The sequence below is a fragment of the Allobosea sp. 10L417 genome, from assembly GCF_056395485.1.
The window spans coordinates 518819-545656 of the sequence record NZ_JBFTJP010000001.1; the positions used below are offsets into that span (position 1 = coordinate 518819).

Below are 26838 nucleotides of genomic sequence, written 5' to 3' on the forward strand. Positions count from 1 at the left end.
CGCGGAAGCCGGCAACAGAAGGATTCACCGAAAACCGAAACTTGTCGAGATTAAACACGGTTCAGACGAATCAAATAATCATTCAAGACCTGACCACGACGAATTGTGTCGTTGCTGCAGCACGGGACGATCCACCGAGGTAAATTTCCACCTCGCCCGGGTCGACGACGTAACGTCCCTGTTCGTCATGGGCCCCGAGGTCCGAGATCTCCAGCTTGAATCGCACGGTTTTCGTCTCTCCGGCCGCAATCATGACCTTCTCGAAGCCTTTGAGCTCGCGCACCGGCCGCGAAAGGCTCGCGACGGGCTGGCGGATATAGAGCTGCACCACTTCCTGCCCGTCGCGCGCACCCGTATTGGTGACGTCGACGGCGACCTCGACGGAGCCGCCGAGCCGCACCGACGAGGCCGAAACGCGCGGATTGGTATAGGCGAAGTGGCTGTAGGAAAGCCCATAGCCGAAGGGGTAGAGCGGCTCGGCGCGCTCGTCCATGTAGATGGACGCGTAACGCTCGCCCGGTTTTTCCGGCCGGCCGGTCGGAAGCTGCCCGTAATAGACCGGGATCTGGCCGACCGAGCGCGGGAAGCTCATCGGCACCCGCCCCGACGGATTGTAGCGGCCGGTCAGGATGTCCGCTATCGCGGTCCGCCCCTCCGTGCTGCCATGGAAGGTCTGCAGGATCGCGCCGACATGCTCGCTCGCCCAGGTCAGGATGAGCGGCCGGGCCGTCGCCAGCACCAGAACCACCGGCTTGCCGGTCTTGACCAGCGCCTCGAGCAGTTCCTGCTGCACCCCCGGCAGCCCAAGCTTGGTGCGTGAGGCCGCCTCGCCGATGAATTCGCAATCTTCCCCGAGCATCGCGAGCACGAGATCGCTTTCGGCGGCGGCGCGGATCGCAGCCTCCTTGTCGGCGAATTCCGTGCCGCAATTCTTGGTGAAGGCAGGCTGATAGGTAACCGAGACCTCCTTCGGCAACCGCTCGCGCAGTGCGTCCGGCAGAGGCGTGATGACCCGCCGGCCCAGTCCGGCGGGATCGGTCCAGACCCGCTCGTCTTCCGGCACCGCCATCGCACCGATAACCGCGACCGACTTCACCGTGTCGCGAACCGGCAGCGTCTCGTCGGCGTTCTTGAGCAGGATCGCGCCTTCGCGTGCCGCCTGCAGTGCGACCTCACGGGCGGCCGGCATCTGCATCTGGCGCGGTGCGGCGGCCGGATCGACATCGGGCCTCTCGAACAGGCCGAGATGGAACTTGACGCGCAGCACCCGCCGCACCGCCTCGTTCACCGCCTTCATCGGCACGCGGCCGGCACGTACCTCGTCGGCGAGGTGCTTGTGGTAGACGTCGCCCATCATGTCCATGTCGATTCCCGCCAGGAGCGCCTTGCGGGCCGCCTCGGCATCGTCGCGCGCGATGCCGTGCAGCCGGAGCTCGGAGATCGAGCCGAAATCGGAGGTGACGAAGCCGCGGAAACCCCAGCGACCGCGCAGCAGGTCGGTCAGCATGGCGCGATGCGCCGTCGTCGGCATGCCGTTCAGCGCCGTGAAAGCCGCCATCGCCGTCATGGCTCCGGCCTCGAAGGCAGCCTTGAACGGCGGCAGATGCAGGTCGAAGAGCTGGCTCGTCGGAATCCAGGTCGCGTTGTAGTCGCGCCCCGCCTCGACGGCGCCATAGCCGACGAAGTGCTTCGGCGTCGTCGCCACCCCTCCGCGCTGGTAGCCGCGCGTACGCGCAGCCGCGACGACGGCACCGAGATAGGCGTCCTCGCCCGCTCCCTCGAGAGCACGGCCCCAGCGCGGATCGCGCGAGATGTCGACCATCGGCGCGAAGGTCCAGTTGATGCCGGCGGCCGAGGCCTCCCGCCCCGTCCAGTAGGCCGCCTGCTCGATCAATTCCGGATTCCAGCTCGAAGCCTGTCCGAGCGGCAACGGAAAATAGGTCGAGAAGCCATGGACCGCGTCGAGCCCGATGATCAGCGGGATCTTCAACCGGCTCTCGCGCGCGGCCTTCTGCACCGCCAGAACCTCGGCCGGCACGACGAAGTTCATCACCGCGCCCATGTCGCCGCTGCGGACCTGGTTGATGTCGAAGCCTTCGCCCCGCCCCGACAGGTGGAGCTGGCCGACCTTCTCCTCAAGCGTCATTCGCGCAATCAGCGCATCGACCTTGCGTTCGATCGCGCGCGCCTCGCGTCCGGTTTTCCAGGCGACGGGCTGCTGTGCCCATGCGGTGCCGGCCGGGATCAGCAGCAACAGGGCGGCGAGGAGCCGCAGAAGCATCGGGGGCATCTCTCCGAAGAATACGGGAAGTAGGAGAAGTCCGCGCCTCACTGAATGGTTCCCCGCCTCCTGGCTCGTCCATTGCATAGCCTCTGGCGCTCGCAGCCTCCAGCCGATACAGGGCTCGCCATGTCCCAGACCGCCGTCGCCGCCATGCCGCAGCAGCACCGTCTCTACGAAGATCTGCTCGCCCTTCCTCTGGGCACGCTCATGATCAGCATCGGCATCGTGCTCTTTGCCAAGGCGACGCTGCTGACGGGCGGCGCGGCCGGGCTCGCCCTGCTGCTGCAATTCGCCACGGGCGCCGATTTCAGCCTGGTCTTCTTCGTCATCAATCTGCCCTTCTACTGGCTCGCCTTCCGGCGGATGGGCTTTGCCTTCACGCTGCGTACGATCGCTGCCGTTGCGCTGATCTCGCTCTTCGTCTGGGCGACCCCGGGCTGGTTCCGGATCGAGGCGGTAGCGCCGCTCTATGCAGCCATCGCCGGTGGCGTCGCGATGGGGCTCGGCCTGCTGGCATTGGCGCGCCACCGCACCGCCATCGGCGGGGTCAACATCCTCGCGCTCTACATGCAGGAGCGCCATGGCCTGCGCGCCGGCTTGGTCCAGCTCGGCATCGACGCGGGGATCTTCGCGGCCGCCCTTTTCGTGCTTCCGCCGGACAAGGTCGCCCTGTCGCTGGTCGGCACGCTCGTGCTCAACGCCATCCTGGCGATGAATCACAAGCCGGGCCGCTACATGGCGATCTCCTGATGGAAGGCCCTCCTACTGCTCGGAGAGGTTGCGCCCTGACCATCGGCATGCGAGTCAGCCGAAGCAGCTGACGGGAAGCGAACGGCGAGACGAGACCATGGCCCAGCCTCTGACCATCGAAGACCTGCGCCTCCTGGCCAAGCGCCGCGTCCCGCGCATGTTCTACGACTACGCCGATTCCGGCGCCTGGACCGAGAGCACCTATCGCGCGAACGAGACCGACTTCGCCAAGATCAAGCTGCGCCAGCGCGTCGCCGTCGACATGACCAATCGCTCGCTGGCATCCGAGATGATCGGCCAGCCGGTCTCGATGCCGGTCGCGCTCGCCCCCACCGGCCTCACCGGCATGCAGCACGCTGATGGCGAGATCCTCGCGGCCCGCGCCGCTGCCAAGGCCGGCGTGCCCTTCACCCTCTCGACCATGAGCATCTGCTCGATCGAGGACGTGGCGAACCACACCCAGGCGCCGTTCTGGTTCCAGCTTTATGTGATGAAGGACCGCGACTTCATCTCCCGCCTGATCCAGCGTGCCAAGGCCGCCGGCTGTTCGGCGCTGGTCCTGACGCTCGACCTGCAGATCCTCGGCCAGCGCCACAAGGACATCCGCAACGGCCTCTCCGCCCCGCCGAAGCCGACCATCGCCAACCTGATCAACCTCGCCTTCAAGCCGCTCTGGTGCCTGAAGATGCTGGACACGCCGCGCCGGCAGTTCGGCAACATCGTCGGCCACGTCACCGGCGTCGCCGACATGTCCTCGCTCTCCAACTGGACCGCCAGCCAGTTCGATCCGAAGCTCAACTGGGACGACGTCCAGTGGATCAAGGATCAATGGGGCGGCAAGCTGATCCTCAAGGGCATCCTCGACCCGGAGGACGCCGAGATGGCGGCCAAGAGCGGCGCCGATGCGCTGATCGTCTCGAACCATGGCGGCCGCCAGTTGGACGGCGCCCTGTCCTCGATAGAAGCCCTCCCCGGCATCGTCGAGCAGGTCGGCAACCGCATCGAAGTTCTGTTCGACGGCGGCATCCGCTCGGGTCAGGACGTACTGAAGGCGGTCGCGCTCGGCGCCAAGGGCACCTTCATCGGCCGCGCCTTCCTCTACGGGCTCGGCGCCATGGGCGAGCAGGGCGTCACCGCCGCGCTCGACATCATCCGCAAGGAACTCGACGTCACCATGGCCCTTTGCGGCAAGCGTGACATCAGGGATGTCGATGCGAGCATCCTTGTCGGCGGCAAGCCGACAGTTTGATCTACCGCGCGGAGACCCTACCCTGAGACCCCTGGCCTACAACCCGGGCGGGACCGCGCCGGCGGACCTGCCCGCAGCGCCTCGCTCGAGCCTCCCGCAGCGACTATTCGCCGGCCCATCCTTCGCAGACCGTCTGGCGGCCGCTGGTAACCGGCCGGCCGGCTTCGACTATCTGCGCCTCCTGCTCTCGACGCTCGTCATCGTCACCCATGCGGTGGGTGTGGCCTACGGCGTCGGCGAAACGTTTCGGATTTTCGGCGGAGCGCTGCGTCCGGCGGTGGCCCTGATCCTGCCGATGTTCTTCGCATTGAGCGGCTTTCTCGTCGCCGGCAGCCTCGAACGCTGCCGGTCGCTGATCTCGTTCCTCGGGCTGCGGCTGCTCCGGCTGGTCCCGGCCCTTGCCGTGGAGACCTTTGCGGCAGCCATCGTCATCGGCGCGATCTTCACGACGCTGCCGCTGAAGGAGTATTTCGCCAGCCCGCTCTTCCGGCAGTATTTCCTGAACATCCTCGGCGTCGTCCAGTTTCTCCTGCCGGGCGTGTTTCTGGACAATCCGTGGCCGGGACTGGTCAACGGCCAGCTCTGGACCCTGCCATGGGAGCTGTACTGCTACCTGATCATCGCCGGCATCACGGCAATCGKGCTGTCGCGCCGGGAGGATCGCGCTCTTGCAACGATCCTCGTCGTCCACGCCGTCATTTTCGTCATCTATGTCCTGATCAGGCGTCAACAGCCGGGCGTCACCGTCTCGGGGCCCGTGCTGATCCTCTGTTTTCTCTACGGCATCGGCTTCTATCTGTTCCGGAACCGGATCGTGTGGAGCAAGGCGCTGTTCGCGCTGTCCCTCGCAGCGACGCTGCTGGGGTTGAGCTTCCCGGGCGGCGACTATCTGATCGCCCTGCCCTGCGCCTATCTGACTGCCTTCATCGGGCTGACCCGGCCGCGCCGCGTCTGGCTGGTCTCGTCGGGCGACTATTCCTATGGCCTGTTCCTCTACGGCTTCCCGATCCAGCAGGCCGTGGTCGCCAGCTTCGGCGCGGGAGGACAGTCCTGGTGGGCCAATGCTGCCATCTCCTGGTGCCTGGCATTCGCCCTCGCCTTCCTCTCCTGGCACCTCGTCGAAAAAAACGCGATGAAGCTGCGCCCGCGGCTCCTCGCCACCGAAACAAATCTGCTCGCGCGCCTGCCGGGGCCCGATGTCTTCGCCGGATGGCTCCGCTCTCGCCGCGTCATCACCGCCTTTGCCGTAGTGCTCATCGCCGCCGCGGCAGCCGGCACCTATCTCGCGTTGCGCAAACCGGCCGAGAACTTCCCGCTTCTGGCGAGGCTCGCGGTCATCAACGCCCAGATCGGCGAAGCCGACGCGGATTATGTTTTCATAGCCGGCGACTCCAACGCCGAGATGATCAACTCCACCCATCGCCTCTGCGGCCGCAACGTCGTCAACGCCGGTATCAGCGGCGCCAAGATGACGGATATGAACGGCCATTGGGCGAAGTTCGCTTTTACGAAGAAGCCAAGCAAAATCGTCATCCTAGTCGGCACCAACGACCTGCATCGCAAGCGTAATCCCACTCAGCCGAAGTACCTCGACGCATTCGAACGCAACACAGACCGGCTCATCGCCAGCGCGGCCGCGCTGTCCGCGAAGGTCTTCGTCGCCGCCGTTCCCCCCGCCGAGCCCTCGATGATCAAATATTATGAGCCGGCGGCGGTCGTCGCCCTGTCGGAGCGGCTGAAGCGGGCCTGCGGTCGCAACGCCTGCACCTTCATCGACCCCTTCGCCGGCACCCGCGACGGAGCCGTGGGCCTCGCCAAGCCGGACAGCACCCATGACGGCATTCACGTGCGGTCGTACCGGGAGGCCATGACGTCGGTCGAAGCCGAAATCTGCGGCTGATCGCCCGCTTTCGAAGCAGGCCCAAAAGCCTCGGATGGCCCCTCCTTCGAGGAGCCGGCCAGTCGGCGCCGCGCCGCCTCCCCAAAAGCAAAGCCCGCCGGCGACCGGAGGCGCATCGGCGGGCTCGACGGAAGGCAGCGGCAGGACGAGAGCGCCGCATCGCGCGGCGCCCTCGCGAAAGCTCAGCGCGTGAACTTCTTGTACTGGATGCGCTTCGGAATGGTGGAGTCGATGCCGAGGCGGCGCTTCTTGTCCTCCTCGTACTCGGCGAAATTGCCCTCGAACCACTCGACATGGCTGTCGCCCTCGAAGGCGAGGATGTGGGTCGCGATGCGGTCGAGGAACCAGCGATCGTGGCTGATGATCACGGCGCRGCCGGCGTAGTCCTCCAGCGCCTCTTCCAGCGCCCGCAGCGTATCGACGTCGAGGTCGTTGGTCGGCTCGTCGAGCAGGAGGACGTTGGCGCCCGATTTCAGCATCTTGGCGAGGTGGACGCGGTTGCGCTCGCCGCCCGAGAGCGAGCCGACCTTCTTCTGCTGGTCGCCGCCCTTGAAGTTGAAGGCCGAGCAATAGGCCCGCGAATTGATCTCTTTCTTGCCGAGATAGATGATGTCGTTGCCGCCCGAGATTTCCTCCCAGACGTTCTTCTTGTCGTCGAGCGAGTCGCGGCTCTGGTCGACATAGCCGAGCTGGACGCTCTCGCCGATCTTGATCGTGCCGGCATCGGGCTTCTCGACCCCGGTGATCATCTTGAACAGCGTCGTCTTGCCGGCGCCGTTGGGACCGATGACGCCGACGATGCCGCCCGGCGGCAGCTTGAAGGATAGGCCGTCGATCAGGAGCTTGTCCTGGAAGCCCTTCGACAGGTCCTCGAAATCAACGACGTTGTTGCCGAGCCGCTCGGCGATCGGGATGATGATCTGGGCGGTGTCCGGCCCCTTGTTCGAGGCCTTCTGCACCAGTTCGTCATAGCGCTGGATGCGGGCCTTGCTCTTGGCCTGCCGCGCCTTCGGCGAGGCCGCCATCCACTCAGCCTCGCGCTCCAGGGTCTTCTGGCGCGACACGTCCTCGCGGCCTTCCTGGGCGAGGCGCTTCTGCTTCTGCACCGACCAGGCCGAGTAATTGCCCTCATAGGGAATGCCCTGGCCGCGATCGAGCTCAAGAATCCAGCTCGTGACGTTGTCGAGGAAGTAGCGATCGTGAGTGACGATCAGAATCGCGCCCGGATACGTCCGCAGGTGGCCTTCGAGCCAGGCGGTGGTCTCGGCATCGAGATGGTTGGTCGGCTCGTCGAGCAGCAGCAGTTCCGGCTGCTCCAGCAGGAGCTTGCACATGGCGACGCGGCGGCGCTCGCCGCCCGAGAGCTTGTCGACCTGCCAGTCATCCGGCGGGCAGCGCAGCGCGTCCATCGCCTGGTCGACCTTGGAATCGAGATCCCATAGGCCCTTGGCCTCGATCTCGTCCTGGAGATTGGTCATCTCGTCGGCGGTCTCGTCCGAATAATTCATGGCGAGTTCGTTGTAGCGATCGAGGATCGCCTTCTGCGGCGCGACGCCGAGCATGACGTTCTCGCGGACGGTCAGCTCCTCAGCCAGCTTCGGCTCCTGCGGCAGGTAGCCGACGCGCGCGCCCTCGGCGACCCAGGCCTCGCCGGTCCACTCCTTGTCGAAGCCCGCCATAATCTTGAGCAGGGTCGACTTACCGGCGCCGTTGACGCCGAGCACGCCGATCTTGGCGTCCGGGTAAAAGGACAGGTGGATGTCCTTCAGCACCTGCTTGCCGCCCGGATAGGTCTTGGACAGGCCACGCATATGGTAGATGAACTGGCGGGACATGAGGCGAGCGGGCTCCGCTTTCAGGCGCTTGGCGACGGGATGTCGGGAAATCTGGCCGCTATGTAGCGAGCGGCCGCGCCCGCCGCAACCGCATCGGGCGATTGCGGCGGCTGCGCGTGTCCTGAACAATGGACCGACTGCGGCCGGGACTCGATCCGAGATGTCAGATTACGATGGCAAGGCGATGATCGAGCTGCGGCTGCGCGACGGCGCGCAGCTCTTCAACAGCCTCGACCCTTTCCCCTTTCGCGAGGGCGACCTCGCGGCCGAGGCCGAGGGGTATATTCTCGATTGGGCGCGCGACCTGCCAAAGGACAAGCCGATCGCAATCGTGATCCATCTCGAAAAGCCCGATGCTCCCGACAAGCCGCTGCCGGACCTCGCCACCGCCATCACCCGCTGGTTCGCAGGCCGGGCGAGCGCCGAAACCCGCGCATTGCACGAGCTTTTCCACGACGGCCGCCTCGCCTTGATGATTGGTTTTGCCGGGCTCGCCGCCTGCCTGTCCCTCAGCTGGCTGCTGACCCAGGACAGTGAAGGCCCGTTCGCGCGCGTCTTCCGGGAAAGCCTGATCATCATCGGCTGGGTGGTGATCTGGCGCCCGGCCGAAATGTTTCTCTACGACTGGGTGCCGATCCTGCGCCGCAGAAAGCTCTACCGCCGCCTCGCCGAGGCGAATGTCGAAGTCAGATTGCCCGAGCAGTGAAATGCGTATGGCGGGCCGCGTCTCGGCGCCAGTTCACAAAACCGCCAGAGCGCTTCCAACGGCCCGCCATTTGCCTGATCGTCGCCGGAAAAGGGAAAGCAGGAGCGTGCGATGAATCTGTCGAGCCCCTTCGCAGCACTGGCATTCGTTGTCGCCGCTCTAGCCGGTTTCATCTCCTCGCCCACCCGCGCCCAATCCGGCGAGCCGGGCTGCCGCCCGGAGATGGCGCGCCTTGGCCTGCCGATCCAGCGCGTGCAACTGGCCAAGGACGAGGTGCGGCTGACCTTCGTCGGCCATGCCACCTTCCTGATCGAGACGCCCGGCGGGGTGAAGATCGCGACCGACTACAACGACTATGTCCGTCCGCCGGTGACGCCCGACATCGCCACGATGAACAAGGCGCATGCAACCCACTACTCGAACCATCCCGACCCCGGCATCAAGCAGGTGCTGCGCGGCTGGGACCCGGACGGCAAGGGCGCCGCTCATCATGACGTTACGCTGGGCGACGTCCGCGTGCGCRATGTGCCGACCAATATCAGGACCTATGACGGCGGCACCGATTACGACGGCAACTCGATCTTCGTCTTCGAGATCGGCGATCTCTGCATCGCCCATCTCGGCCATCTGCATCACCCGCTCGAACCCGGTCATCTGCGCGCGCTCGGCCGGGTCGATGTCGTGCTCTTCCCGGTCGATGGCAGCTATACACTTGACCAGGAGGGCATGATCGAGGTGTTGAAATCCCTGCAGGCCAAGGTCATGATCCCGATGCATTTCTTCGGCGGCGGTACGCTGAACCGCTTCCTTGCCCGCACGCAGGATCTCTGGCCGGCCGAGCGGCGCGAGCAGCCGGCGATCACGTTGAGCAAGGCCACATTGCCGGCGACGCCCACCGTGATCGTCCTGCCCGGACATTAGCTCTGGGCGTCAGGTGTTCACGCCACCATCCACTGCAAAGCCCGCGCCGGTGATGAAGCGCCCTTCCTCGCTGGCGAGATAGGCCACGGCTCCGGCGATATCCTCCGGCCTGCCATAAGCGGGAATGGCCATGCGCGCGAGCTGCGCCTCGGCACGCGGGCCGCTGGCCGGATTCATGTCGGTATCGGTCGAGCCGGGATGGACGATATTGACGGTGATACCGCGCGGGCCGAGATCGCGCGCCAGGCCCTTGGTGAAGCCGATCAGCGCCGCCTTGCTCATCGCGTAGAGCGTCACGTTGGGTTCGACCACTCTATCGGCGAGGCAGGAGCCGATCGAGATGATCCGGCCGCCCTTGCCGAGATGCGCGGCCGCGGCCTGCGAGGCCAGCACCACCGAGCGGATATTGACCGCAAGGGTCGCGTCGATGTCGGCAAGGCTCCATTCCGCGACCGGGCCGCCGCGATAGATGCCGGCATTGTTGACGAGGATGTCGAGGCCGCCCAGCGCCTTCGCCGCCTCGTCGACCGAGCGCTTCACGGCGGCGGGATCGGCACTGTCTGCGGCGATGGCGACGCCCCTGCGCCCGAGCGCCTCGACCGCCTTTACGACCTCGGCCGCCTTGTCGGCGGAACGTTCATAGGTCAGCGCGACATCGGCCCCCTCGCTTGCCAGCCGCCGGGCGATGGCGGCGCCAATTCCACGGCTGCCACCGGTGACGAGGGCGCGCTTTCCAGCAAGGCGGGACATGGCAAACTCCATTTATGTGATGATCGATACATAAATAGGTGACGCGCTTGCCTCATGACGTCAAGAGAAATATATAACGACCGACACAGAAATTTCGGAGATGGAATGGCGATGGCGGAGCGAGGGCGCCCGCGCAGCTTCGACCGGCAGTTCGCGCTGCAGCGCGCCATGGAGGTGTTCTGGGATCGCGGCTATCAGGCGGCGTCGATGAGCGACCTCACCGGGGCGATGGGCATCAATTCGCCGAGTCTCTACGCCGCTTTCGGCAGCAAGGAAGAGCTCTATCGCGAGGCCATCGCCCATTTCGCCGCGACGGAGAGCGACGACATTCTCAGCCCTTTGCAGCACGCGCCGACCGCGCGTGCGGCGATAGAGGGTTATCTCATGGCCAGCGCCGCGACCTTCACCCGCCCCGGCCGTCCACCCGGCTGCATGGTCGTGCTCTCGGCGGTCAACGCGGTCGGCGTCGGCGAGGAAACCAGCCGCATTCTGCGGGAAATGCGGGCCGGCAGCGTCACCATGATCGAGGAGCGGCTGATCCGTGCGGTCGCGGAAGGCGAGTTGCCCGCTTCGCTCGATCTGCGGGCCCTTGCCAGCTACTACGTCACCGTCCAGCAGGGCATGTCGATCCAGGCCCGCGACGGCGCCTCGCGCGCGATGCTGGAAGCGATCGTGCAGGGCGCCATGGCGGCATGGGACAGCCTGACGCGGCCGCGTGCTGCTGCCTCAGCATTCGCGTTAACGCCTCGCTGAGGCTGATCCGAAGCTTCGCTTGCCCTTGCGGCAGATCGCGACATCCTGCCGGCAACCGGGAGATCGCCCATGCGCCGCGTCGCCGCCGCCGCCTGCCTGTTCGCCGCCGCCACCTTCCTGCCCGTTCAGGCGGAAGCCGCCGGGTTCCGCGGCGGGCGCGGCAGCGCCGCCACCAAGACCAGCCGCAGCGTTGTCATCGTCCCTGGTGCAGCCGCCGCCAATCGCGCTCAGGCTGCGGAGACCGGAAAGCCCGAGCGGGTGCCCTTCCCGCCTTCCGACACGCCGCGCGAGGAACCCGTTCTGCTGCGCCTGACCGCCAATGAAGGCAACCAGAAGCCCTGGTGCCGGACCGAGGTGGTCGTCGGCGGCTTCTGCATCCTGAACTGAGCCCCGCCCTCAGGACTCCCCACCGATATCGTCGGGCAGATTCGCCGGGATCTGGCCGGGCCGCTTCGGCTTGGTCAGCGGCGTCGGGACTGGCGCGTTGTTCCTGAGCAACTCCCGTCCGGAGTAGAGATCGCCTGCCAACTGCAGGTCGAAACGCTCATCGTCGCGCCGGCGCACATCAGCCTCGATCGCCTCGGCCTCGTCTTCGGGAACGCCGAGGCATTTCAGCAGGGCCGTGCCGAAGACCATCGCCGATTCGAAGGTTTCCCGTATCTGATACTCGACGCCGGCATGGACAAGATCGAGCGCGTGCCCCCGATCATAGGCCCGCACGAACAACTTGGCGTGCCCGAACTCGGCCTGCGCCAGCCGCACGATCGCATCCGTAGTCTGCTGCCGGTCGACGCAGACCACGATCACCTCGGCCCGCTCGGCGCCGGCGGCTTGCAAGATGTCGCGCCGGGTTCCGTCGCCGTAATAGAGCTTGAAACCGAACTGCGACGCGGCCCGGATCATCCCGACATCGAAATCGATGATCGAGACGCTGATGCCGCGGGCGAGCAGCGCCTGGCTCGCAACCTGGCCGAAACGGCCGAAGCCGACGATCAGCGCCTGCCCCTTGAGCCCGTCCGCCACCTCGATGCCGTCGAGATCGGTCGGTGCCGCAGGCATGAAGCGGTCGAGCGCCAGCGCAAGCAGTGGCGTCAGCGCCATCGAGATAATCACAGTGCCGCTCGCGATGGCGGTGGTGCGCGGATCGAAGATGCCGGCGGCGGCAGCCGCCGCATAGAGCACGAAGGCGAACTCGCCGCCTTGCGAGAACAGCGCGACGCGCGTGATCGCCTCGCGCCAATCCGAGCCGAAGAGCTTGGCGACGATGAAGATGCCGAGCGCCTTGACCGCCATGAAGCCGATGACGGCGGCCAGGACGAGGCGCCATTCGCGCGCCACGACGCCAAGATCGAGCGACATGCCGACGGCGAGGAAGAAGAGCCCGAGCAGGATGCCGCGGAACGGCTCGATATCCGCCTCCAGCTGATGCCGGAACGTGGATTCGGAAAGGAGCACCCCAGCGAGGAAGGCGCCCATTGCCATCGACAGGCCGCCGAGTTGCATGGCCAGCGCCGAGCCGAGCACGACGAGCAAGGCCGCGGCGGTCATGACCTCCCGCGCCTCGGCCGCCGCCAGCACGCGGAACATCGGGTTGAGCAGCCAGCGCCCGGCCGCGATCAGCCCGCCGAGCGCGCCTGCCGCGATGGCGAAAGAGACCCAGGCCTGCCCGCTGCCGCCCCGCTGCGGCGACAGCAGCGCCACGATCGCAAGCAGCGGCACGATGGCGAGGTCTTCGAGCAGCAGGATCGAGACCGCCTTCTGGCCCTGCGGCGTCGAGGTCTCGCCGCGCTCGTTCAGCATCTGCATGACCACCGCGGTCGAGGACAGAACGAAGCCCATCGCCGCGATGAAGGCGACCTTGGGGCCGAGGCCGCCAGCCATGCCGAGCAGCGTGAGGAGGAAGCCGCAGGTCAGAACCTGCGCGATGCCGAGCCCGAAGATGCTGCTCCTGAGGCCCCAGAGCCGCGAGGGCTGCATTTCCAGCCCGATCACGAACAGGAACATCACCACGCCGAATTCGGCGATGTGGAGGATGCCTTCCGGGTTCGAGAACAGGCCGAGGCCGAAGGGGCCGATCACGATCCCCGCGCCGAAATAGCCGAGCACCGAGCCGAGCCCAAGCTTGCGGAAGATCGGCACGGCCACGACGCCGGCGCCGAGCAGCGCCACGACCTTGACGAGGTCGCTCGTCAATCCTGCCTCGGCAGCCATTCGCCTTCCCTTCGCGGCGGGCTCGACTGTGGCCCGCCGTTCAAACCTAGCGGGCGCGCCGAAGGTTCAACAAGGCGGTTGTTCGATTAGGACGCAGCGAGCCACGCGGGCACGCCCATCCGGTCGGTGTCAGCCCGCGCGGCTGGTCCGCCCTTCCAGCGGATAGGCCGGATCGGAATAGCCGGGCGTCGAGGGGTGGCCCGGGGGCACGAGGCCGTCGACTAGCGCCTCGTCCTCGCTGTCGAAACCCGCATCGACCGCCGCGAGATAGGCCTGCCATTGCTCGAAGGTGCGCGGCCCGGCGATCGCCGCCGTAACGAAGGCGTTGTTCAGCACCCAGCGCACCGCGAACTGGATCGGCGTCAGCCCCTTCTTAGCGGCATGCTCCTTCAGCGTCTGGGCGATGGCGAGGCTCTCCTCGCGCCATTCCGCCTGCATGATCCGCTTGTCGCCGCGGCCGGCGCGCGTGCCCTCTGGCGGCGCCTCACCGGGCGCGTATTTCGCCGTCAGCACGCCGCGCGCCAGCGGCGAATAGGAGGCGACGCCGAGCCCGAAATAGCCGCAGGCCGGCAGATGCTCGACCTCGGGCATGCGGTTCATCGCGTTGTAATAGGGCTGGCTGACGACCGGCCGGTCTATGCCGAGCTCGTCGCAGAGCCGGCAGATCTCGGCCAGCCGCCACGCCCGGTAGTTCGAGACGCCGAAATGCCGGATCTTGCCCTGGCGGACGAGATCGGCAATCGCGTGTACCGTCTCCTCCAACGGCGTCTGATGATCCTCCTTGTGGAGGTAATAGATGTCGATCGTCTCGGTGCCGAGCCGGCGCAGGCTGTCCTCGCAGGCGCGCATCATCCAGCGACGCGACAGCCCGCCGCTCATCGGCCCCGGCCCCATCGCACTCGCCACCTTAGTCGCCAGCACCCAGTCATGGCGATTGGGGGCGATGGCGCGGCCGGTGACCTCCTCCGAGCGCCCCTCATTGTAGACATCGGCCGTGTCGATGAAATTGATGCCGGCCTCGCGAGCATTGTCGACGATGCGGCGCGAGGTCGCCTCGTCGGTCGGTCCCCCGAACATCATCGTGCCCAGGCATAGCGGCGAGACCTTGAGGCCGGAACGGCCGAGGCGGCGATAATCCATGGCGGTGATCCTTCGGATGGGGAAGCGCCGAGCCTGCCGCAGCGCTACCCCCGACGCCAGAGCCGGCGGCGCAGGCGCGCCCTGCACGGCACGGCCAGCAGCAAGGAAACGCTTAATCTTTCGTGACAGGATGAGTCGTCGTCACATGGCAGCCAGATGAACCTCGCCCAGCTCGTCCAGAGCCAGACCTTTGCCACCCTGCTGCACGCGCTCGAATCGGCGGGTGAGCTGACGGCTGGCCGGACGGTGCAGGCCAGATTGCTCTCGCTGGAGACGGACGGAACGGCAACGGCGATGATCGGCGATAGCAAGGTCGCGCTCGTGCTGGCGGGCCCCCAGGCCAAGCAGGCGGAACTGCAGCCGGGAGCCACCCTGCTGCTGCGGCTGGACCCGCCCGAGCAAGCCGGCGGCGATCTGCGCGCCACCTTGGTCGAGGTGCGTCCGCCCACTACGTCGCCCGCCCCTCCGGCCGCCTCGCAGCCAACAGTCGCATTTCCGGCGCCCCGAACCGGCATGCCGCTGCCGTCCGCCAATACGCCGTCGATCGCTCCGGCACCGGCCGCGCCGCCTTTGCCGCCGGCCACCAGCCAGCCGCCGCTTTCAGGGCCGGCAGCCATTCCCGCCTATCCCACCGTTCCGTCCGCCGTCAGCCCGCTTGCCGCCCCTGCGTCGACAGCCGCACCCGGCATCGCCACGCAGCCCCGAGCGCCTGCGGCGCCGCCGCCAGTTGGCCCCGCCATTCCAAATCCCGCCACGGCGCGCAGTCTTGCCGGGCCGCTGCTCGGCTCCGTGCTGCAGACCCAGGACAGCCTCGCTCCGCTCTTCGCCAACCTGCGCGGCCTCGCGCAGGGTTCGATCGCGCTGACCTTGCCGAAGCCTCTGCTGGCGGCGATCGACCGCGTACTCGCCCAGGCGATACCGGCCGAGCGCCAGCCGGTCACGGCGCAGCGGCTGAAGGAGGCGTTCCAGAGCTCGGGTCTCTTCACGGAGGCTCGCCAGGCCATCGGAGCGCCCGCCCCGCGGCAAGGCGATCTCAAGACCGGCCTCCAGGCGCTGCGCGAGACGCTGCTGCCGATCATCGAGAGCCTGTCGCCCGGGCCGAAGGCGAGCCAGCCGGACCGCTCTGCCGCTGCGCTCGCACTCGACCGGCTCTCCGACAGCCCGCCGGGCGCCACGGCAGACAGCGCCAGCCGCACCGCTCCGCCGCGCCGCGATGGCCCGCTGCTGCCGCAGGCCGCCGCCGAGCCAACGCTTTCGCCGGGCGAGAAGCCGCTCGCCATCGTCGAGACGCTGCTCGATCAGGCCGATGCGGCGCTGGATCGCATCAAGCTCACCCAATATGCCTCACTGCCTCTGGATCAGGCGCGGCAGGACAGCAGCCAGCCGGCGCAGCGCTGGCTCGCCGAGATCCCGATCGCCTTCCAGCACGGCACAGCAATCCTGCCGCTGCAGGTCGAGCGCGAAGCGCCGCGGCGGGACTTCCAGGGTGTGAGTCCGCCCCTCTGGCGCATCCGCTTCGCCCTCGATGTCGAGCCGATGGGGCCCTTGCAAGGAGTGGTCACCTTGCAGGCACGCGATGTCGGCGTGACGCTCTGGGCCGAGCGCGAGGAAACCAGCCAGCTTCTGCGCGGTGCCGCGCCCGGTCTCGAGAGCGCTTTGCTCCATGCCGACTTCAGCAGCGGCGCCATCGATATCCACACCGGACAGCCCCGTGTGATGCAGCCGACGGCCGGCCAGTTTCTGGATCGCCTGTCATGAATCCGCAGCCGCCCCGCATCGCCGTCGCGCTCGAATATGACGGGCATGGCGCACCGCGCGTCACCGCCAAGGGACGCGGCGAACTGGCGGAGCGTATCGTCGAGACCGCGCGCGAGCACGATGTCGCGGTGGAGCAGAACGCTATCCTCGCCCAGGCGCTCTCGGCCGTCGAACTCGACGACCAGATCCCGGAAGAACTCTATCGCGCGACGGCCCAGGTGATCGCCTTCGTCCTCGCATTGCGCGGCGAATGGCGCCGGCCGAACCGCGACGGCCATCGATCTTGAGCGGCATCGTCGTCAGGCGCATCGGCCCAGCCGCTTACGCGGAACTGGGGCCGGCTTTCGCGGAACTCGCCGATCATGCGGCCGAGCCGAATCCGCATATGGCGCCGGCCGCCGTCAGCGCGGCGACCCTGCTCGTCCCCGAAGAGGAGATCATCGTCCTCTGCGCCTGGTTCAGCGAGGCGCTCGATTTCGAGCGGCTGGTCGGTGTCTGGGCCTTCAAGCACGTGCAGGGCTGGCGCAGCGGTTTCGCCGGCGCCCTCGCCGCGCCGCTCGTGCCGCTCTACGAGGTCTCTTCGCTGCCCGTGCTCGACCACGACCACGCGGCGGAGGCCGCGCGGGCGCTGATGCGCTATCTTCTGGCCTCGCGCGACCTGCCGCATGCGCTTCTGCTGCCGCTGCTGCCGCTCGACGGCCCCTGCTATGCCGCCCTTTCGGAAGCCAGCCGTCAGACGGGCAGCCGGATCTCGATCTACGAGCGCTGGACCCGGCCGGTGATGGTCCCTCAGCCCGGCGACGATTTGGAGCGCTATCTGCGGCGCTCGCTCGGCTCCAGCTACAAAAAGCGGATGCAGCAGTTCCGAGCGGTGGCGAAGCATGGCGCGCTGACCTTCCGCCGCAGCCGCGGCCCCGCGGCGCTCGATGCGCTCGAGGCCTTCCTCACGCTCGAAGCCGCGGGCTGGAAGGGCGCGGCCGGGACGGCAATCGCCTGCATACCGACGCACGCCGCCTATATCCGCCGGATGGCCGAACTCTTCGCCGAGGCGGACGCCCTCCAGATCGATACCTTGCTGCTCGACGGGCGCGTGCTCGCGATGGGCCTGCTCGTCGAGAGCGGCAACCGCCGTCATTTCCTCAAGATCGCCTATGACGAAGCGCAGGCGCGCCATTCGCCTGGCCGCACCCTGACGATCGCGATGCTGCAGGCCGACCTCGCCGGTACGCCACCCGCGTTCTTCGACAGCGGCGCCGGCGAAGGCGTCGATGCCGGCACCTATGCCTGGGGCGAGCGCCGCGAGATGGGCAACGTCATCATCCGCATCGGACCCGGCCGGCCCAGCCCGGCGCATATCGCGGCCTTCAGCCGGATGTGGCTGCGACGCCTGCGGGAGGCCGCTCGAAGCCGATCTGACCGAGTATCTCCTTCCAGATAGTCTCAAGGAGCGGGAGCGGGGAGAGCTCGCAACGCCGCCCATGCGCTTGACCGCCCTTCCCGCCGGCCGATAGAGCCGCAGTGCTGCGTTGGAGACGCCCGATGACCGTTGTTGCCCGGATTGGAATTGTCACGGTCTCGGACCGCGCCTCGGCCGGCGTCTATGCCGACGAAGGAGGCCCCGCGATCCGCAGCTATATGGCGAAGGTGCTAACCTCGCCCTGGGAAGCGGTCGAGCGCGTCATCCCCGACGATCGCAAGTTGATCGCGCAGACCTTGACCGAGCTGGCCGACCGCGAGGGCTGCTGCCTCGTCGTCACCACCGGCGGTACCGGCCCCGCCCCGCGCGACGTTACGCCGGAAGCGACCGAGGATGTGATGGAGAAGGCGATGCCGGGCTTCGGCGAGCTGATGCGGCAGGTCAGCCTCGCCAAGGTGCCGACCGCAATCCTTTCGCGCCAGACGGCCGGCATCCGCGGCAAGACCCTGATCGTTAACCTACCCGGCCGCCCCCGTGCCATTGCCGAATGCTTGGACGCAGTGATGCCGGCGATCCCCTATTGCATCGACCTGATCGAAGGCCCCTATCTGGAGACCGACCCGGCGGTGATCACCGCGTTCCGGCCGAGGAAGTGATGAGCGAACAAGCCCTGCGTCATGCTCGGGCTTGCCCCGAGCATCTCCTGCCGAAAGAGGCTCCGGCGTCTTGTTCTGGCGGAGATTCTCGGGTCTACGCTTCGCTTCGCCCGAGAATGACGGCGCTGTGCTAGCCGGAACCGCTGAAACTCAACCCGCCACCAATTCCCGCCCGATCGCCTGGACGAGCTGCGGGGAGAGCGGATCGGTCGCCGCCGGGAAGCCGCCGATCAGCGTGCCGTCGCGGCCTATCAGATATTTGTGGAAGTTCCACCGCGGCGTCTCAGCCGGCCGCTGCGCCGCCGCCCAACGATAGAACGGGTGAGCCTCCGGCCCACGCACGACGGTCTTCTCGACGAAGGCGTAAGTCGCGCCATAGCTCTCATGGGCGGCCTCGGCGATGGCGGCGCCGTCCAACGGCTCCTGCCCGCCGAAATCATTGCTGGGCACGGCGACGAGTATCAGCCCGCGCGTCTGATAACGCTGCCAGAGCTGCTCCAGTGTCGCCATCTGCCCGGCATAACCGCAGCGTGTCGCGGTGTTGACGACGAGGATCGGCCGGTCGTGGTAATCAGACAGGGCAAGTCGCCCCCCACCCGGCCGGTCGAAACCGAAGGCGTGCGCTCCCGCAAGCGATTGCGCGGGAGCATCGAGGGACAACAGGGCCCCTGCCATGGCGGCTGTTCCAGCAAGCACGTCCCGGCGCGACACGCTCATGGCGCTCCTCCCTGCAATCCGACGCGCCAATCATGCCCCAAAGCAAAAAGCCCCGCAGCCGGTCGGCGCAGGGCTTTGCTTCACGATGGCGCTATCAGGAGCCTCAGCAGGAGAGAACCTTCTTCACCCGCACCTCGAGGTCGCGCAGCTCGTAGGGCTTCACAACGTAATGATCGGCGCCGTTGCTGGTCGCCTCGTCCATCTTGTCGACCGAGCGCTCCGAGGTCGCCATGATGATCTTGATCTGGTTGAGCTCCGGCACGGAGCGGATGGCGCGCAGCAGGTCGATGCCGCTCATGCCTTCCATGTTCCAGTCGAGCAGCAGCAGATCGTAGCGCTTCTGCTGCATCTTCATCAGCGCCTCGCGGGCGTTCTCTGCCTCGTCGATGTCCTGAAACTCGATCTGCTTCAGGAAATAGGTCGCCAGGCCGCGCATGCTCTTCTGGTCGTCGACCACCAGGATGCGGAACTCGCTTCTGGCCTTTGACATAACTTTGCTCCTTACGCGCTCCGCAGATTCGGGCGCTCGCCGATCAGCTGCCCGACCGCCGCGCCGATCTGGCTGAGCGGAACGACTCTGTCGGCGGCTCCCATCTCGAAGGCCGCTTTCGGCATCCCGTTTACCACGCAGGTCTCACCACTTTGGATTAAAGTTTCGGCGCCTGCTTTGCGCATAGCTAACAAACCGTCAGCGCCGTCGCGCCCCATGCCCGTGAGCAAGATGCCGATCGCATGCGCTCCGAGGCTACGCGCGACCGAATGGAACATGATGTCGACCGAGGGCGAATGGCCGCTGACCAGCGGACCCTCCTTCAGGACGCAGACGAACTCGCCGCGCCGCTCCTCGATTTCGAGATGGCGCAATCCCCCCGGCGCCACCACAGCCGAGCCGGGCCTTAGCCGGTCGCCATCCACAGCCTCGCGCACATCGAGGCCGGTCGCGGTCGCGAGCCGTGCCGCGAACTTTGCCGTGTAGCCCGGCGGCATGTGCTGGACGACGACGACCGGCAGCCGCAGATGGGCGAGGTCGCGCATCACCGTCTGCACGGCCGGCACGCCGCCCGTCGAGGCGCCGATGGCGATCAGCGAGGTCTTGCCGGCACGGGCCGGCTCCCTCGGTGGCGCCGGGCGCGCCGGCGCAGCGATCTGCGCGATTTGACGAGCAGCCGCGATCATCTTGCGGCTTCCCGCCGCGCGTTGCAGCCCCGCGACCAGATGTTTCATGAAGCCTTCGAGCGTGTGGGTCGTGCCGTCCGGCTTTTCGATGAAGTCGATGGCACCGAGCTCGAGCGCCTGGATCGTGTTGTCGGCGCCCGGCCCGCCGAAGGCCGATACGATCAGCACCGGCAGCGGGTCCTGCTTCAGCACCCGTGCCAGCAGCTTGAGGCCGTGCCGTCCGGGCAGTTCGAGATCGAGCGTGACCACATCCGGGCGCAGTTCCTGGATGGCGTCCCAACCCTCCTCGGCGCTGCCGGCGACGCCGATCACCTCGAAGCCCGGCGCAGAATCGATGATCTTGGTCATCAGCTTCTGCATCAGGATGGAATCGTCGACGACGAGAACCTTGACCGGCGCAGCGGACGACGTCGGCATGCTCATTACCAGACCTCCACTTCACCAGCCACGGGCTGAGTCTTGAGCCGGTTGAGATAGGCGATTTCCTGCTCGTGGCCGCTGTCGCGCGCCGTCGGCTGGACATGCTGCACCCAGGCCCGTCCCGTCGAGGGCTGGTAGTGGATGCGCCGCGAGCGCGTGCCGCCGACATCCCGCGAGACGACGGGAATGCCCTCGACCTTCAGGAATTCGTTGACGAAGGCGATGTTGCCGTCGCCGATCGCCAGCATGGTCGCGCCCGAAAGCACGCGCGCGCCGCCGAAGACCTTGGCCTCGAAGTTCTGGCGCCTCGCCCCGCGCTTCAGCAGGTCGTTGATCAGAACCTCCATCGCCGTATCGCCATAGCGTTCGCCGGCGCTGGGGTCGGCATTGCCGTTGTTCTTCGGCAGCAGGAAGTGGTTGAGCCCGCCGACGCCGATCTGCGGGTCGCGCAGGCAGACCGAGACGCAGGAGCCGAGCACGGTGGCGACGATCTCGTCCTTGGCCGAGGTGATCTCATGTTCGCCTGGAGCGACGGTGATGATCGTCGCCTCGAAACGCGGGTCGAAATAGCGGCGCGAGGACCGGGAAACGCTCATGCTGTCCTCTCGTAGATCGTGCGTCCGATCAGGCGCAGATGCTGGTGCGGTTGCGGCAGCGATTCCGAATGGCCGAGATAGAGGAACCCGCCCGGCGACAGCAGCGCTACGAACCGATCGAGGATCGAGGCCTTGGTCTGCGTATCGAAATAGATGAAGACGTTGCGGCAGAAGATCACGTCGAACGGCCCGTTCATCGGCCATTTCTCGATGAGATTCAAACGCTTGAAGGCGATCAGGCGGCGTAGATCCTCTGCGATGCGTGCCTCTGCGCGCCCCGCTCCGCCTTCCAGCTTGAGCAGCGGCTTCACATCGGCGGGCAACCGCTCGAACAGCTCCGCCGGATAGATCCCCGCTTCGGCCCGCGCCAGGATGTCGGTGTCGATGTCCGTCGCCAGGATCTTGAAATCGAGGTCGCCACGCGCGCCCATCACATCGCGGCAGGAGGCCGCGATCGAATAGGGTTCCTCGCCCGACGAACAGGCCGAGGACCAGATGCGGATGCGACCGCGCCGGCCCGCCCGCTCCTGCAGAAGCCGCGGCATCACCTCCTTGCGCAGGTGATCGAAATGGTGACGCTCGCGGAAGAAGGCGGTGTGATTGGTCGTCACCGCATTGATCAGCTCGGGCAACTCGCCCGCCGCCTGCGGCGTCTTCAGGAAAGCACAGTATTCGGCCACCGAGCTCAATCCAAGCGCCTTGACGCGGCGCGCCAGCCGGCCGCGCGTCATCGCTTCCTTATGCTCGCGGATGACGATACCGGCTTGCTCGTAGACCAATGCGGCGATGAACTTCATGTCGTCGCGCGTCAGGCTGATGTCGGCCATTGCGGGCTGGAGCGACGGCACCATGCTCGGGAGCGATGTAGGTCTGGACATGCCTCAGCCTCCCGCCCGTGCGCCAGCGGCAAGGCGGCGAGGCTGCATGTGCTGCGGCAAGCGCTGTTCGGCCGGAGCCGGTGCAGGCACGGCGCGGCGCGCGCGCGGCGGTTCGCTGCGCACCGGCACGCTGGCGAGGCGGAGCGTCTCGACGATCTCGCTCAACATGGAGGCTTGATCGGCGAGTTCGCCCGCCGCCTCGACGCCGCGCCCGGCGAGTTCGGCATTCGCCCGGATATCCTTGTTCACCTGCGCCACGCTGCGACTCATCCCTCCCATGCCGCGCGCCTGCTCGGCGCTCACGGCGGAAATCTCGGCTACCGTCTCGGAAACCTTGCTCACTGCTGCGGCGATGCGGCCGAGCGTCTCGCCGGTCTCGCGCACGAGGCCGACCCCCTCGGCGACCTGCCCGTTCGAGGTCGCGATCAGCCCCTTGATGTCTTTTGCGGCCTGGGCCGAGCGCTGCGCCAGCGACCGCACCTCCGAAGCGACCACGGCAAAGCCCTTGCCGGCATCGCCGGCGCGCGCCGCCTCGACCGCTGCATTGAGCGCCAGCAGATTGGTCTGGAAGGCGATCTCGTCGATCACCCCGACGATCTCGGCAATGCGCAGCGAGGAACTCTCGATCCGTTCGATCGCGCCGACTGCCTTGGCAACCACGCTCCGGCCTTCCTGTGCCACGCCCATGGTCGTGCCGGCGAGCTCGCTGGCCTCGCGCGAACGCTCATGGCTGCGTCCGACCGAGGCTGCGATCTCTACCGCCGCTCCCGATGTCTCGCCCAGTTCGCCGGCAACCTTCTCGGTCCGCGCCGCAAGGTCCGTCGCCACGCTGTTCACGTCGATGGCGACATGGCAGACCGAGCCTGCCGTCGCGCGGATCATTTCGATCCGCTCGTCGAGCAGGCCGAGCGCCTGATTGAGTTCGTGCTGGAGCCGGCCCAGCCGGCCGGAGCGGCGGCCAGCCATGCGGCGGGTCAAATCGCCTTCCGACAGGGCCTCGACCACCGCGTCGATATCGGCGAAGGTCTCGTCCAGCTCTCCGTTGATCCGGTTCATGCCCTCCGCGATCCGAGCCACCGTTTCGGATTTACCCTGAGCGGCGATGCGCCGCGAGAAATCGCCTTCGATGGCAGCTTCGATCAGCTGCGAGATTTCCTGGGCAACAGCCAGCTCGTCGGTCAGTTCGTGCCAATCCACGGCCGTCCCGAGGCTGCGCCCGTCGGCGGCCTCGACGGCCGTCAGGGTCAGGCAGACGATCCGGCGGCCGAGCGTCAGGCGAACGGAGGGACCGGTCGCCAGGCGGGGCTCGGCCCGCACACGTTCCATCACGCGCCCGAGCATGTCCTTGGCCGAGCAACCCGGAAACGCCGCGCGAAAATCCTCCTGCGCCTCGGCGAAGAAGCGCAGAAGCCCCTTGCTGGCATAGATGACGCGGCCGTCCGGATCGCAGATCATGACGCTGGCGCGGCCATGGTCGAGGACGGAGCGCAGGCGGACCGCTTCCTGCGCCCGCTCCTGCAAGCTGGCGAGGACACGCGACAGCTCTGCGCATTCGTGGCTGCCGCCGGCCTTTGGCAGAACCAGATCGACGTCATCCACCAGACCCGGCGCGATCCGCGACAGGCTCGCGACGGATCGGCCCGCGCCCCAGGCGGCGAAGCCGCCGAGCAACGCCACGGCCGAGGCGGCGAGAGCTCCCATGACTGGAGTTCCCGACGCTGCCGCATAATAGGCGAGCCCCCCGGCAAGTGCCGCGGAACCGGCGGCGGTCAGCGGCTGGCTGACCGAGAGTCGCGAAARGGGGCCGAGCGCGCTGCCCATAGGACCTGTCGTTTCTTGTTCTGGCCCGCCTGGACGCTACGCTCGGGCTATGTTTTGAAAGCTGTTCAGGCGGCGCGGCTGGTCTTGAGCTGCACTTCGCCGCCACCACCGTCACGGATGACCGCCGCCAGATCGAGCAGCGCCACGATGTCGCTGTCGAGCAGGACGAGGCCCTCGATCAGGCCGTGCTCGTCGCGCTCCAGATCCGGCGCCGGCCGCACGGCCGAGACCGGCACGTCGACGATGTCCGAGACCGAGTCGACCAGCAGGCCCGCGGTCTTGTCCTCGACATCGACGACGACGATGACATGGGTGGCTGAGGCATCGGTGACGCCCATGCCGATCGCGGTACGCAGGTCGTAGACGGCGAGAATCACGCCGCGCAGATTGAGCACACCGCGCACATGCGGGGCCGCATGCGGCAGCGGGGTCGTCGCCTGCCAGCCCTTGATCTCGCGGACCATGCCGACATCGATGCCGAAGGTGCGGTCGCCGACCTTGAAGGTGACGATCCGCCTCGCCGCCGCTTCCGGCTGCGCAGACGAGAAGTGCTTTTCGCCGAGTTGGAGGGTCATGGTCATCCAGCCATCTTGAGATCTGTCACGGGAGTTCGGCCGCCGGACGCGGCGAGCCGCAGCATGGAGTCGATATCCAGGATCAGGGCGACGAGGCCGTCGCCGAGGATCGTCGCCGCCGAGGCGCCGTTGACGGTGCCGTAATTCGCCTCGAGGCTCTTCACGACCACCTGCTGCTGGCCGACGATCTCGTCGACCGCGATGCCGACATTGTTGCCGCGCTCGTTCTCGGCGATGATCACGATGTTCTCGTTGGTCGTGCCGGTCGAACCCATGACCTCGCCGAGGCGATAGAGCGGCGTCACCTCGCCGCGCCAGCGCAGCACCTCCTGACCGAAGGGCAGCCGCTCGATCGGGGTCGAGGCGAGATGCTGGGTCTCGATGACGGAGGCGATCGGGATCACGTAGCGGTCGTCGCCGCAGCGGATCACCATGCCTTCCAGAACCGCGAGCGTCAGCGGCAGCGCCAGCGTGAACTTGCAGCCGCGGCCCGGCTCGGAATCGACGCTGATGCGTCCGCCGAGCGACTCGACGTTGCGGCGCACGACGTCCATGCCGACGCCGCGGCCGGAGATGTCGCTGACCGCTTCCGCCGTCGACAGGCCGGCGGCGAAGATGAGCTGGTCGATCTCCTCCGGCTGCAGCCTTTCGTCGGCGCCGACGAGTCCGCGCGAGCGGGCCTTGGCCAGCAGCCGGTCGCGGCCGATGCCGCGCCCGTCATCGGTGACGGAGATGACGATGCGGCCGGCGCGATGCTCGGCGATCAGCTTGATCGTGCCCTCGCGCGGCTTGCCCGCGGCGACGCGCTCGTCCGGCGTCTCCAGCCCGTGATCCATCGAATTGCGGATCATGTGGGTCAGCGGATCGGCGAGCTCCTCGATGATCGTCTTGTCGACCTCGGTGTTCTCGCCTTCCAGTACGAGACGCACTTCCTTGCCGAGCGTCTGCGCGAGCTCGCGCACCAGCCGCGGCATGCGTTGGAACACTGCCTTCACCGGCTGCGCGCGCACCGCCATGACATGATCCTGCAGCTCGCGCGTCTGGCGGGAAAGGGTCAGCATACCTTCGGCGGTCTTGGCGTAGACGTCGTAGGGCAGCGAGCGCACGCACTCGACCAGCATCGACTGGGTGATGACGATCTCGCCGACGAGGTTCATCAGCTTGTCGATGCGATCGAGATCGACGCGCACGCTCACAGCCTGGCGCTGGCGCGTCGCTTGGTCATTGGCCGGAGCCCGCGCGGCCGTGCGGGCGGCAGCCGGCACTTCGGCAGCCGGCGGGGCGGCGACGGCAGGCGCCTCGACCGGCGGCATGGCCGGTGCAGACGCGACATCGGGCTGGCTCGCAGCCTCGGGCATCGGACCGAGTTTGGCGAGGATCGCCGAGAGATCGGCAGCGACCGAGCTCGGAACCTCGGCCTCCGGAGTCTCTTCGACGATGGCGGCGGCTTCGAGCGCCTCGATCTCGAATTCCTCGTTCGCCAGGCTGAAATCGAAGCGCCCGTGCAACTCCTCGACCGACAATTCGGTGCGCAGGTCGACCTCGAAGCGCATCCAGCAATCGGTGACGTCGAGGGTTTCGAGCGACGGCACCTGGCTGAGATCGCAGCGGATCGCGACGACATCGTCCGCCGGCAAGGAGGCGAAGACGACGCGCGGCTCGATCACGCGGCGGAACAGATCGCTCTCCGGCGTAATGCGCAGGCGCAGGTCGCGACCCGCCTTCAGGGCGACGGGCGGTGGCCCGGGCATCGCGGCGGGCTCGTCATCCCAGCCATCGTCGGCAGACGCTGTTGCAGCTGTTTTCGCCTCGACCATGGCAAGGAGGTTGCCGAGCGCGGCGATGCCGAGAGGCGCATCCTTGTCCGCAGCAGCGAGGGCAGGCGCGGAAACGGGGAACGAAGCGGCCGGAACGGGCGCAAGCGCCAACGCCACCGGTTCCTTGCCGACCTGCTCCAGCGCTGCCAGCAGATCCGGGCGCTCGGTCGCGGGCTCGTCGCTGCGCGCGGCCGCGACCAGATCGGCCACGGCATCCGAGCAGCGCAGGAACAGCGTGAAGGGTGCGTCCTCGATCGCGACACGGCCCGACCTCAGATGGTCGAGCGAGGCCTCGAAGACATGCGCGAAGCCGACCAGCTCCGTGCAGCCGAAAGCCCCTGCCCCACCCTTGATCGAATGGATGGCGCGGAAGGCGGCGTTGACATCCTCGGGATCGACGGAACCCTCGTCGAGAGCCTGGAGCTTCTGCTCCAGCGCGCCGAGGAGTTCTTCGCATTCCTGGAAGAAGGTCTGCTTCAGTTCTGCCAACGGATCCATCGGCCGACCT

24 protein-coding genes are annotated in these 26838 nt (G+C 67.2%); 11 read left to right on the top strand and 13 right to left on the bottom strand.

Going from position 1 to position 26838, the window contains the following annotated elements:
- Positions 1 to 82: 82 nt before the first annotated feature.
- On the bottom strand, positions 83 to 2281 hold the full coding sequence (locus AC1DE3_RS02695; RefSeq protein WP_476779018.1) for a glycoside hydrolase family 3 N-terminal domain-containing protein: 2199 nt from the start codon (positions 2279 to 2281) through the stop codon (positions 83 to 85).
- 129 nt (positions 2282 to 2410) lie between these two features.
- On the opposite strand from AC1DE3_RS02695, the gene AC1DE3_RS02700 reads away from it, so the two are divergent.
- The 3 genes from AC1DE3_RS02700 to AC1DE3_RS02710 all read left to right on the top strand — a co-directional run bounded on the left by AC1DE3_RS02700 (position 2411) and on the right by AC1DE3_RS02710 (position 6183).
- Positions 2411 to 3034: a YitT family protein gene (locus AC1DE3_RS02700; protein WP_476779017.1), complete on the top strand. Its 624-nt coding sequence runs from the start codon at positions 2411 to 2413 to the stop codon at positions 3032 to 3034.
- A gap of 97 nt (positions 3035 to 3131) precedes the next feature.
- Positions 3132 to 4283 (top strand): alpha-hydroxy acid oxidase, encoded by a 1152-nt coding sequence (locus AC1DE3_RS02705; RefSeq protein ID WP_476779016.1) that lies wholly within the window; start codon positions 3132 to 3134, stop codon positions 4281 to 4283.
- The gene (locus tag AC1DE3_RS02710; protein WP_476852044.1) at positions 4246 to 6183 is read left to right on the top strand and encodes an SGNH/GDSL hydrolase family protein; all 1938 of its coding nucleotides are present in this window, start codon (positions 4246 to 4248) and stop codon (positions 6181 to 6183) included. The genes AC1DE3_RS02705 and AC1DE3_RS02710 overlap by 38 nt, the downstream gene beginning before the upstream one ends.
- A gap of 182 nt (positions 6184 to 6365) precedes the next feature.
- Here AC1DE3_RS02710 and ettA read toward each other — a convergent pair whose 3' ends face one another.
- On the bottom strand, positions 6366 to 8018 hold the full coding sequence (ettA, locus tag AC1DE3_RS02715) for an energy-dependent translational throttle protein EttA (protein ID WP_476852045.1): 1653 nt from the start codon (positions 8016 to 8018) through the stop codon (positions 6366 to 6368).
- Between the two features lie 160 nt (positions 8019 to 8178).
- Here ettA and AC1DE3_RS02720 point away from each other — a divergent pair, with 160 nt between their 5' ends.
- Both AC1DE3_RS02720 and AC1DE3_RS02725 read left to right on the top strand, forming a co-directional pair.
- The gene (locus AC1DE3_RS02720) at positions 8179 to 8724 is read left to right on the top strand and encodes a hypothetical protein (RefSeq protein ID WP_441512180.1); all 546 of its coding nucleotides are present in this window, start codon (positions 8179 to 8181) and stop codon (positions 8722 to 8724) included.
- Between the two features lie 111 nt (positions 8725 to 8835).
- The gene (locus tag AC1DE3_RS02725) at positions 8836 to 9645 is read left to right on the top strand and encodes an MBL fold metallo-hydrolase (protein WP_476852046.1); all 810 of its coding nucleotides are present in this window, start codon (positions 8836 to 8838) and stop codon (positions 9643 to 9645) included.
- Between the two features lie 9 nt (positions 9646 to 9654).
- On the opposite strand, the gene AC1DE3_RS02730 is transcribed toward AC1DE3_RS02725, so the two are convergent.
- Positions 9655 to 10395, bottom strand: coding sequence for a 3-oxoacyl-ACP reductase family protein (locus tag AC1DE3_RS02730; RefSeq protein ID WP_476779013.1), 741 nt, complete (start codon positions 10393 to 10395; stop codon positions 9655 to 9657).
- A gap of 105 nt (positions 10396 to 10500) precedes the next feature.
- On the opposite strand from AC1DE3_RS02730, the gene AC1DE3_RS02735 reads away from it, so the two are divergent.
- Both AC1DE3_RS02735 and AC1DE3_RS02740 read left to right on the top strand, forming a co-directional pair.
- A complete protein-coding gene (locus AC1DE3_RS02735; RefSeq protein WP_476779012.1) occupies positions 10501 to 11148 on the top strand; it encodes a TetR/AcrR family transcriptional regulator in 648 nt (215 codons plus the stop codon).
- Positions 11149 to 11217: 69 nt separating this feature from the next.
- On the top strand, positions 11218 to 11535 hold the full coding sequence (locus AC1DE3_RS02740) for a hypothetical protein (protein ID WP_476779011.1): 318 nt from the start codon (positions 11218 to 11220) through the stop codon (positions 11533 to 11535).
- 9 nt (positions 11536 to 11544) lie between these two features.
- On the opposite strand, the gene AC1DE3_RS02745 is transcribed toward AC1DE3_RS02740, so the two are convergent.
- Entirely contained in the window at positions 11545 to 13359 is a 1815-nt protein-coding gene (locus tag AC1DE3_RS02745) for a monovalent cation:proton antiporter-2 (CPA2) family protein (RefSeq protein ID WP_476779010.1), read from the bottom strand.
- 129 nt (positions 13360 to 13488) lie between these two features.
- Positions 13489 to 14499, bottom strand: coding sequence for an aldo/keto reductase (locus tag AC1DE3_RS02750; protein ID WP_476779009.1), 1011 nt, complete (start codon positions 14497 to 14499; stop codon positions 13489 to 13491).
- A gap of 156 nt (positions 14500 to 14655) precedes the next feature.
- Here AC1DE3_RS02750 and fliK point away from each other — a divergent pair, with 156 nt between their 5' ends.
- From fliK to mog, 4 genes are all read left to right on the top strand, one after another.
- On the top strand, positions 14656 to 16257 hold the full coding sequence (gene fliK / locus AC1DE3_RS02755; protein WP_476779008.1) for a flagellar hook-length control protein FliK: 1602 nt from the start codon (positions 14656 to 14658) through the stop codon (positions 16255 to 16257).
- A complete protein-coding gene (locus AC1DE3_RS02760; RefSeq protein WP_441512172.1) occupies positions 16254 to 16544 on the top strand; it encodes an EscU/YscU/HrcU family type III secretion system export apparatus switch protein in 291 nt (96 codons plus the stop codon). Before fliK ends, AC1DE3_RS02760 begins: the two co-directional genes overlap by 4 nt.
- Positions 16541 to 17695 (top strand): GNAT family N-acetyltransferase, encoded by a 1155-nt coding sequence (locus AC1DE3_RS02765; protein WP_476852047.1) that lies wholly within the window; start codon positions 16541 to 16543, stop codon positions 17693 to 17695. The genes AC1DE3_RS02760 and AC1DE3_RS02765 overlap by 4 nt, the downstream gene beginning before the upstream one ends.
- 101 nt (positions 17696 to 17796) lie before the next feature.
- On the top strand, positions 17797 to 18330 hold the full coding sequence (mog, locus tag AC1DE3_RS02770; protein WP_476779006.1) for a molybdopterin adenylyltransferase: 534 nt from the start codon (positions 17797 to 17799) through the stop codon (positions 18328 to 18330).
- A 150-nt stretch (positions 18331 to 18480) separates the two neighbouring features.
- Here mog and AC1DE3_RS02775 read toward each other — a convergent pair whose 3' ends face one another.
- From AC1DE3_RS02775 to AC1DE3_RS02810, 8 genes are all read right to left on the bottom strand, one after another.
- The gene (locus tag AC1DE3_RS02775; protein WP_476779005.1) at positions 18481 to 19047 is read right to left on the bottom strand and encodes a glutathione peroxidase; all 567 of its coding nucleotides are present in this window, start codon (positions 19045 to 19047) and stop codon (positions 18481 to 18483) included.
- A 103-nt stretch (positions 19048 to 19150) separates the two neighbouring features.
- Positions 19151 to 19537, bottom strand: a complete 387-nt coding sequence (locus tag AC1DE3_RS02780; protein ID WP_441512168.1) for a response regulator — start codon at positions 19535 to 19537, stop codon at positions 19151 to 19153.
- An 11-nt stretch (positions 19538 to 19548) separates the two neighbouring features.
- On the bottom strand, positions 19549 to 20646 hold the full coding sequence (cheB, locus tag AC1DE3_RS02785) for a chemotaxis-specific protein-glutamate methyltransferase CheB (protein ID WP_476852048.1): 1098 nt from the start codon (positions 20644 to 20646) through the stop codon (positions 19549 to 19551).
- On the bottom strand, positions 20646 to 21239 hold the full coding sequence (locus tag AC1DE3_RS02790; RefSeq protein WP_441512166.1) for a chemoreceptor glutamine deamidase CheD: 594 nt from the start codon (positions 21237 to 21239) through the stop codon (positions 20646 to 20648). Before AC1DE3_RS02790 ends, cheB begins: the two co-directional genes overlap by 1 nt.
- Positions 21236 to 22117, bottom strand: coding sequence for a CheR family methyltransferase (locus AC1DE3_RS02795; RefSeq protein WP_476779003.1), 882 nt, complete (start codon positions 22115 to 22117; stop codon positions 21236 to 21238). The genes AC1DE3_RS02790 and AC1DE3_RS02795 overlap by 4 nt, the downstream gene beginning before the upstream one ends.
- A 3-nt stretch (positions 22118 to 22120) precedes the next feature.
- Entirely contained in the window at positions 22121 to 23818 is a 1698-nt protein-coding gene (locus AC1DE3_RS02800) for a methyl-accepting chemotaxis protein (RefSeq protein ID WP_476852049.1), read from the bottom strand.
- A gap of 185 nt (positions 23819 to 24003) precedes the next feature.
- Positions 24004 to 24519, bottom strand: a complete 516-nt coding sequence (locus AC1DE3_RS02805; RefSeq protein WP_441512163.1) for a chemotaxis protein CheW — start codon at positions 24517 to 24519, stop codon at positions 24004 to 24006.
- The gene (locus AC1DE3_RS02810) at positions 24516 to 26828 is read right to left on the bottom strand and encodes a chemotaxis protein CheA (RefSeq protein WP_476852050.1); all 2313 of its coding nucleotides are present in this window, start codon (positions 26826 to 26828) and stop codon (positions 24516 to 24518) included. The genes AC1DE3_RS02805 and AC1DE3_RS02810 overlap by 4 nt, the downstream gene beginning before the upstream one ends.
- Positions 26829 to 26838: the final 10 nt, after the last annotated feature.

Excerpts from the sequence above, each read along its gene's own strand:
- AC1DE3_RS02705 (WP_476779016.1), top strand. The coding sequence starts at position 3,132 with ATGGCCCAGCCTCTGACCATCGAAGACCTGCGCCTCCTGGCCAAGCGC.
- cheB (WP_476852048.1), bottom strand. The coding sequence starts at position 20,646 with ATGAGCATGCCGACGTCGTCCGCTGCGCCGGTCAAGGTTCTCGTCGTC.
- AC1DE3_RS02695 (WP_476779018.1), bottom strand. The coding sequence starts at position 2,281 with ATGCTTCTGCGGCTCCTCGCCGCCCTGTTGCTGCTGATCCCGGCCGGC.
- AC1DE3_RS02735 (WP_476779012.1), top strand. The coding sequence starts at position 10,501 with ATGGCGATGGCGGAGCGAGGGCGCCCGCGCAGCTTCGACCGGCAGTTC.
- AC1DE3_RS02805 (WP_441512163.1), bottom strand. The coding sequence starts at position 24,519 with ATGACCATGACCCTCCAACTCGGCGAAAAGCACTTCTCGTCTGCGCAG.
- mog (WP_476779006.1), top strand. The coding sequence starts at position 17,797 with ATGACCGTTGTTGCCCGGATTGGAATTGTCACGGTCTCGGACCGCGCC.
- AC1DE3_RS02760 (WP_441512172.1), top strand. The coding sequence starts at position 16,254 with ATGAATCCGCAGCCGCCCCGCATCGCCGTCGCGCTCGAATATGACGGG.
- fliK (WP_476779008.1), top strand. The coding sequence starts at position 14,656 with ATGAACCTCGCCCAGCTCGTCCAGAGCCAGACCTTTGCCACCCTGCTG.
- AC1DE3_RS02740 (WP_476779011.1), top strand. The coding sequence starts at position 11,218 with ATGCGCCGCGTCGCCGCCGCCGCCTGCCTGTTCGCCGCCGCCACCTTC.
- AC1DE3_RS02800 (WP_476852049.1), bottom strand. The coding sequence starts at position 23,818 with ATGGGAGCTCTCGCCGCCTCGGCCGTGGCGTTGCTCGGCGGCTTCGCC.
- AC1DE3_RS02730 (WP_476779013.1), bottom strand. The coding sequence starts at position 10,395 with ATGTCCCGCCTTGCTGGAAAGCGCGCCCTCGTCACCGGTGGCAGCCGT.
- AC1DE3_RS02700 (WP_476779017.1), top strand. The coding sequence starts at position 2,411 with ATGTCCCAGACCGCCGTCGCCGCCATGCCGCAGCAGCACCGTCTCTAC.
- AC1DE3_RS02810 (WP_476852050.1), bottom strand. The coding sequence starts at position 26,828 with ATGGATCCGTTGGCAGAACTGAAGCAGACCTTCTTCCAGGAATGCGAA.
- AC1DE3_RS02780 (WP_441512168.1), bottom strand. The coding sequence starts at position 19,537 with ATGTCAAAGGCCAGAAGCGAGTTCCGCATCCTGGTGGTCGACGACCAG.
- AC1DE3_RS02775 (WP_476779005.1), bottom strand. The coding sequence starts at position 19,047 with ATGAGCGTGTCGCGCCGGGACGTGCTTGCTGGAACAGCCGCCATGGCA.
- AC1DE3_RS02750 (WP_476779009.1), bottom strand. The coding sequence starts at position 14,499 with ATGGATTATCGCCGCCTCGGCCGTTCCGGCCTCAAGGTCTCGCCGCTA.
- AC1DE3_RS02720 (WP_441512180.1), top strand. The coding sequence starts at position 8,179 with ATGTCAGATTACGATGGCAAGGCGATGATCGAGCTGCGGCTGCGCGAC.
- AC1DE3_RS02745 (WP_476779010.1), bottom strand. The coding sequence starts at position 13,359 with ATGGCTGCCGAGGCAGGATTGACGAGCGACCTCGTCAAGGTCGTGGCG.
- AC1DE3_RS02795 (WP_476779003.1), bottom strand. The coding sequence starts at position 22,117 with ATGTCCAGACCTACATCGCTCCCGAGCATGGTGCCGTCGCTCCAGCCC.
- AC1DE3_RS02790 (WP_441512166.1), bottom strand. The coding sequence starts at position 21,239 with ATGAGCGTTTCCCGGTCCTCGCGCCGCTATTTCGACCCGCGTTTCGAG.